The sequence below is a fragment of the Paracoccus sp. TRP genome (assembly GCF_000185925.1).
GTDB lineage: Bacteria > Pseudomonadota > Alphaproteobacteria > Rhodobacterales > Rhodobacteraceae > Paracoccus > Paracoccus kondratievae.
On sequence record NZ_AEPN01000094.1, the window covers coordinates 1 to 3,485 of the forward strand.

The window sequence follows — 3,485 nt, forward strand, 5'->3', positions numbered from 1 at the left end:
GGGTCACGTCTCGACGGAAATCAACACCTAACCAATGACATAGCCAACAACGCACTTCATCAACTCGGCGGGTTTCGCGATGCAGAATCCGTTCTCGTACACCATGGCCGCCTGCGCCGAGCACTTTCGGCACACATGCGGATGCCTACGAGCCTGAAATTTCCGGATAACGTCTGGATCTTCGGAGCGGTGAACATGGATGAAACTACTCACCACCTCTCTCCCAAGGTTCTAGATCGCGTCCATGTATTACGCTTCAGCAATCCGATGCTCGCCGATTGGGATAGTATCGAAGCTGAAATTTCCGAAGTGACGGAGGATCCGGAAATCAAACTGGGTCTGACTCCTCACGACATTGGATTGCGCGCAGAGTACCCACCTTTTGACCGTCGCAATGATGCGGCCAGCTTCTTGGCTGGTCTCGCGCGTGACCATCTTGATCCGCTAGGGGTAGAATTCGGAATGCGCGCTGTTCGGCAATCGCTGGGATACCTTGCTGCCGCGGAGCTGACCGGCATCGAACCAGACAAAGCACTGGACAATGTCGTCCGTCAAAAGATTCTGCCAAAGATCGCTCTCGACACCAGCCGTCCGACTTCCGACGGGCGCAAACGACGCGACGTGCTTGTGTCGCTTCGCGAAGCGCTCGCCGAACGACTTGGACCTCCCGAAGTTGCGCCAGGCGAAGGTAATTCGGTTGGCGACCTTGACCGCCTGATCGCGCTCGCGGACGGCAGCAACAAGGTCGCAAACTTCTGGATGCGATGACTTTGCCGAACTTCGCCCTGCACTACCTGCGGATTGAATGGCAGGAGCGCGGAATTGCGCGTCGCATGGAGATTTCCAGCGACCCGATCGAGATTGAGCAAGACGATGATGGCCACTACCGGGCCGAAACGCAGATGTTTCGGGACTTCCATCCGTGGGTAGGACTGCGCTTTAGCGACCAAGCCGTTGACACTGTACCACACCTCGTTGGAGCTGACGGCGAGAGACAGCCTTGGCTGAAGATCCGCGATCCCGAAGGGCTTGAATGGTGGGTACAGGACAACGGTTGGGATCAAGAGCGCAAAACTCACCTAAGCGAACTGCACCGCAGCTTCGGCCAGTTCGAACTTCACATCGGTGCCGAGCGACTGGATCTCGTGAACGTCGCCCTCGACCTCGGAAGCGCCGAAGCCGAAGACTACCTAGCGGATTTTCGTGATGAACTGATCACGCTTGCCTTCAGCCGGCAAAGCTCGGCAACTGGTGGCATCATCAGATCAGATTCCACGGACTTGGTCGAGGCCTTGTCCCGCTTTGCCCAAGCGGCGCGCCACGTCTTGGGCAACCCCGCGCGACATTTGACCGAAATAGAAGAACTTCAGCCCACCGGGCGGCTCAGACCAAACAATCGGACTTTTCGAGAAGTACTGCGACGACCATCGGGACGAGCCTATCCTGGCCGCAGCGCAGAAGAGACCATCGACATTCCGGACAATCGTTTCGTCCACCACATGGTTCAATACTGTGCACGGCTATCGTCGCGGATTGCCAGCGCATCCGAAGCACAGTCACGTCAGCTCTCCGCGAGGTCGGAACGTGCTTATGAGCATGCAAAAGCTCTGCTTGAGGCCGAGAGTGAAACGGTGGATCCCGAGATATTCGGAAACCAGCTTGCCGAAATGGAGGCCGCGATTGCTGCAGTGAACAGCTGGACGAGCCTCGGACCGCCGTATCGCGACGAGATCCGCAATTTTGCCATCAAGCTGGAGAACCCCTATAGCTATCTAGAGCGGGCACAGTTCTACAAGCGATTAGACGCAGACCCTCGGCAGGATAAAAAGCTAGGGATCACAAGCAACATCGTGCAATTGCCCGAGGAACCCTTTCGCTTGGTTGCACAAGCCTCAAAGTATCTGAACAAGTCTTCCCGGCTCTTCGAATTCTGGGGCGTGGGCCAAGTCAAGCGTCATGGCCAGACTGGGTCCATGCGGCTACTGAAGCTCGAGCAGGTGTGCCGCATGAGGGTTCGGGCCTCTGGCCTCGAGAAAAAGGCGGCGTTGCGGGAACGGTACGAGCAAAACGGCTGGGTAAGAAAGCTGACCCGCATGGAACTCGAGGAACGCCGCCTTGAAGCCCGAAGCAGCGCTCGGCGCGCATCGCACCTGGCGCAGCGCGCAGAGCTTTCCAGATCGGCTGCGGCATCGCTTCTCAGCACCGGAGAAGACCTGACGTCGCAGGAGATGCGGTGGTCAGCGCTCGGTGTGGCGAGCAGCGCCGCGCTCCCGATGGGCATGCGCTTCGTGCAAAGTGCTGCCTATTCCTCGGTACTCGCCGCTTTCAATCGCGTTCAGGAGATTGCCGAAAGGGTCGGAGTCGGCGGTAAGGAGATCGAGCGGATCGATCGCATCGGCATATTGCACGCCAGCGCGATCTACGAACGCTGGTGCTTGGTACGCCTGATTTCCTTGCTCGTCGACACCTTCGACTTCACGCCTGAACCAGACTGGCTAGACCGCGTCATCGAGGGAACCTGTGGTGCGCTCGCGCCGTTCGAACTTCGCTTCGAGCGGTCCGATGTCGCCATGACGGCGTGTCTCGAGGTCCAACCTGTCCTTCCGAACGGGCGCCGCCCTGATTTTCGCCTATCGTTCCAAACCCGAGACGAAGACCCTGACGAAGACACGCATTCGCGCAGGATCTTTGGCGACGCAGTAGAACCGTCGAAGGGCCTAGTCCTTGATGCGAAATTCCGGACACGTTGGCGCCCGCGAGAGCTCGACGGCGTTCTGCGCGATGTTGTCGACGGCAGAGGGTATGGCCAAGCCGGTCGGCGAGTCTTCATCCTGCAGCCGGCGGGTCCGGTGGTGCAGGAACCGACGTCACCTCTGGGATGGGGACGCGATTGCGACTATGGACAGAACCATCCTTCCAACCATAGCGAAGGGGCAGTCCGCATGTCTCCGCACCCGAGGGACTGGCACAATCTGCACCGGTTGGTCGCGATGGAGCTGCAAGCAAGCTTTCCGACACCGCGACACCTCGATGGTGAAAACTGGCAGAGCGACAGCTTTTGCATCAGTTGCGGCCAACGCCACGAAGTAGCCGACGTCAGGCGTCACCTAACGCAGAGGGGTCGAGACTACTGGGACCTCACCTGTCACGATTGCGGCCTGACGACGCGGCGGACCCATTGCTTTTCCGGATGCGGCACGCCCCTTTTCAAGAATGGGTTGATCCTGACCTATCATAGAACCATTGCAGACCAGCTGACTAACGTCGCCTGCCCATGTTGCGGTGAGTTCTTTGATCGTGACATCCACCAAGAGGACAACTACCGCGGCAGCTTTGGGTGACTAACAAAGCCCGCAGAACTTCGTCCCCTCTTGCTTCCACAGTGCTTCCACGGGTGTTGGAAACGCAAACGCCGCCCCGGAGGGCGGCGCTTAAGCGTTTGAAAACGCGGATATATTTGGTTGCGGGGGTAGGATTTGAACCTA

General features: G+C 58.4%; 2 protein-coding genes. Both read left to right on the plus strand.

The window, feature by feature from the left end; genetic code table 11:
• The coding region (locus tag PARACOCCUSGL_RS22115; RefSeq protein ID WP_040602381.1) for a hypothetical protein at window positions 1–768 on the plus strand (768 nt) is incomplete at its 5' end.
• On the plus strand, window positions 765–3,341 hold the full coding sequence (locus tag PARACOCCUSGL_RS21135) for a DUF2357 domain-containing protein (protein ID WP_010400727.1): 2,577 nt from the start codon (window positions 765–767) through the stop codon (window positions 3,339–3,341). The genes PARACOCCUSGL_RS22115 and PARACOCCUSGL_RS21135, both read left to right, overlap by 4 nt.
• Window positions 3,342–3,485 lie beyond the last annotated feature (144 nt).